This window comes from Gemmiger formicilis, assembly GCF_016901605.1.
In the GTDB taxonomy this organism is placed as follows: Bacteria; Bacillota; Clostridia; order Oscillospirales; family Ruminococcaceae; genus Gemmiger; species Gemmiger formicilis_B.
In genome coordinates, this window is the sequence record NZ_JACJKP010000240.1 from 1 (window position 1) to 3,187 (window position 3,187).

Genomic DNA, 3,187 nt, shown 5'->3' on the forward strand with positions numbered 1-3,187 from the left:
GCTGGTAGGTTTCGGCCAGCAACGTTCCATCCGTTGCCAGAATGCCCAGTTTGGTGCAGCCTGCTGCTTTGGCATCGGCTGCGGTCAGCTGGGGCATGTTCAGCACCGGCACCGGCAGGGCCTGCGCCAGGCGGTCATAAAAATAGTGGGCCGTATTGCAGGCGATGGCCAGCACGGTGGCGCCGTAATTCACAAGACTGAAACCGTCCTGTTCCATAACGGCGAAGGGGTCCTCCTTGCTTTGGCCCAGAATGAAAGCCGTGCGGTCCGGCGTGGAGGCACGGGAGGAGATAACGATATCCAGGTGGTCCTGGTCACAGCTGGCCGGGGTGTGGTCGGTCAGCATCTGGTAGAGGTAGCAGCTGGCAGCCGGGCCCAGCCCGCCCAGAATGCCCAGCACAGGCTTGCGCGTCGGTTCATTTTGCGGCGTGGCGCACCCCTCCTTTATACACTAAGATATTGTATATTATAAGCCGCCGGGCAAGAATATGCAAGCCAAAGATACACAAAAGACGGAACCGCCCCACCCGGCAACGCCCTGCAGAACTCTTTCCTGTGGTACTTGCCCCACAACAAAACAGGGCGGCAAATGCGCACACTGCGTACACACTTGCCGTCCTGTTACTTCTGTATGGGCCTGCATCGGCGGGCAACCTCCCGCTGACACAAACGATGCTGCGATTTTGCGATGCCCGGTTGCGAAAGGATTTATTTCGCGTATTCGGTCGCGCGGCTTTCGCGGATGACGCTGACCTTGATCTGGCCGGGATAATCCAACTCGCTCTCGATCTTCTTGGCCACGTTGCGCGCCAGCAGCACCACCTGATCATCGCTGACCTTGTCGGGCTGAACCAGAATGCGCACTTCTCGACCGGCCTGGACCGCATAGGAGCTTTCCACGCCTTCGAAGCCATTGCAGAGAGCTTCCAGCGTTTCCAGACGCTTGATATAGCTCTCCATATTTTCGCGGCGGGCACCGGGGCGGGCAGCCGAGATCGCATCGGCGGCCATAATGATGAACGCCAGCGTGGTCTTGGGTTCCACGTCGCCATGGTGAGCTTCCACCGCATGAATGATCTGCGGGTTCTCGCGGTACTTCTTGCAGATATCCACACCGATCTGAACGTGGCTGCCCTCGATCTCATGATCCAGGGCCTTGCCGATATCATGCAGCAAACCGGCGCGGCGGGCCATCTGAACATTGACGCCCAGTTCGCCGGCCATCAGTCCGGCCAGCCAGGCCACCTCGATGGAGTGGTTGAGCACGTTCTGGCCGAAGCTGGTGCGGTATTTCAGGCGGCCGATCAGTTTGACCAGGTCAGGATGCAGGCTGTGGATACCCAGATCCATCACAGCCTTGTCGCCTTCCCGCTTCATCTGCACTTCCAGTTCGCGGCGGCACTTATCCACCGTTTCCTCAATGCGGGCCGGATGGATACGGCCATCGGCGATCAGGCGCTCCAGGGCCATGCGGGCCACTTCGCGGCGGGTCTGGTCAAAGCTGGACAGAGTGATGGCTTCCGGCGTATCATCGATGATCAGGTCACAGCCGGTGGCCGTTTCCAGCGCACGGATGTTGCGGCCTTCACGGCCGATGATGCGGCCCTTCATTTCGTCGCTGGGCAGCGGCACCACGCTGACGGTGGCTTCGCTGGTAGCATCGGCAGCACAGCGGGCGATGGCCTGCCCCACCAGGTCACGGGCGATCTGGTCGCACTCATCCTTCATGTTGGCCTGGTAGGCACTGATCTTCATTGCCTTTTCGTGAGTCAGCTCGTCGTCCACCTGCTTGAGCAGCACAGCGCGGGCATCCTCCTTGCTCATGGCGGCAATGGTTTCCAGTTTTTCGGTCTGGCGCAGTTTCAACTGTTCCAGTTCGTCCAGACGGGCTTCCACCGTTTCGCTGCGGCGCTTGAGTTCTTCCTCCTTGCGCTCCATGGCGGCGGTGCGCTTATCCAGCGCTTCCTCTTTCTGGTCCATGCGGCGCTCCTGGCGGGAGACTTCGGCACGGCGGTCTTTGATCTCTTTGTCAGCTTCGCTCTTGAGTTTGAAGGCTTCGTCCTTCGCTTCGATGATGGTCTCTTTGCGCTTCTGTTCGGCGGCTTTGATGGCATCGTTTACGATGCGCTTTGCCTCCTCCTCCGCCGATCCGATCTTGGCTTCGGCGGTGCGTTTACGGCTTTCTCCGCCAAAATAAAAACCAAGCGCCCCGGCGACGGCAGCGACAACAAGGACCACCACCACAACTAAAATGGGTGGCATAGTCAAATTCACTCCTTATCAATCCTGGGAGGGCGCAGCACGTCGGGGGGACGCTTTTTCCTTATGCAGTTTTTTCTATGGCAATACACGACCAGTCGCGACCAAAAGGGGCCCAAAATGCCCACACTTCGACCGCGAGCGCGCGAAAGTAACGAAGAAAAGCCCATAAAAGGCGTTGCACATTGGTGAAAAGCGGTGTTCCCGGCGGGCGACACCCTGTGGACCCGACCGCAGAATTTGTGCGGCAAAGCCCCTATATTTCCTGTAATTCATTCTATCTTTATTTAAGATAAATGTCAAGAAATTGTTACAAAATCGTGGCCCTGCTTTTTCACGCTGTCACGTCTTCAAACTGGCTGTTATACAGATCGGCATAGAAGCCGCCCGCTTCCATCAATTCGTCGTGTGTGCCCTGTTCCACAATGTCGCCATCCCGCATGACCAGGATCAGATCGGCGTTGCGGATGGTGGACAGGCGGTGAGCAATGATGAAGCTGGTCCGGCCCTGCATCAGGCGGTCCATCGCGGTCTGGATGCGCTGTTCGGTGCGGGTATCCACGCTGCTGGTGGCTTCGTCCAGCACCAGGATACGGTTATCGGCCAGAATGGTCCGGGCAATGGTCAGCAGCTGTTTCTGGCCCTGGCTGACGTTGGAGGCATCCTCGTTCAGTTCCATCTGGTAACCGCCGGGCAGCGTGCGGATAAAGTGGTCCGCACCGGCCGCTTTGGCAGCGGCAATGACCTCATCATCGGTGGCGTCCAGACGGCCGTAGCGGATATTTTCCATAATGGTACCCTTGAACAGCCAGGTATCCTGCAGCACCATACCGAAGCCTTCCCGCAGCGCCGTGCGGTCAAAGTCACGGACGTTGTGGCCGTTCAGCGTAATGGAACCGGAATCCACATCATGGAACCGCATCAGCAG

General features: G+C 58.4%; 3 protein-coding genes. All 3 read right to left on the bottom strand.

All coding sequences use genetic code 11. From position 1 onward, the window contains the following. Window positions 1-400: amino acid racemase (locus tag H6B10_RS13515; RefSeq protein ID WP_204652085.1), on the bottom strand; the 400-nt coding region annotated here is incomplete at its 3' end. Window positions 401-708: 308 nt separating this feature from the next. Continuing rightward, on the bottom strand, window positions 709-2,262 hold the full coding sequence (gene rny, locus H6B10_RS13520) for a ribonuclease Y (RefSeq protein WP_204652086.1): 1,554 nt from the start codon (window positions 2,260-2,262) through the stop codon (window positions 709-711). A 331-nt stretch (window positions 2,263-2,593) separates the two neighbouring features. Beyond that, window positions 2,594-3,187, bottom strand: a 594-nt coding sequence (locus H6B10_RS13525; protein ID WP_204652087.1) for an ABC transporter ATP-binding protein, incomplete at its 5' end; no start/stop codon positions are given.

Coding starts and splice junctions, on each gene's coding strand:
- rny (WP_204652086.1), bottom strand. CDS start 2,262: ATGCCACCCATTTTAGTTGTGGTGGTGGTCCTTGTTGTCGCTGCCGTC.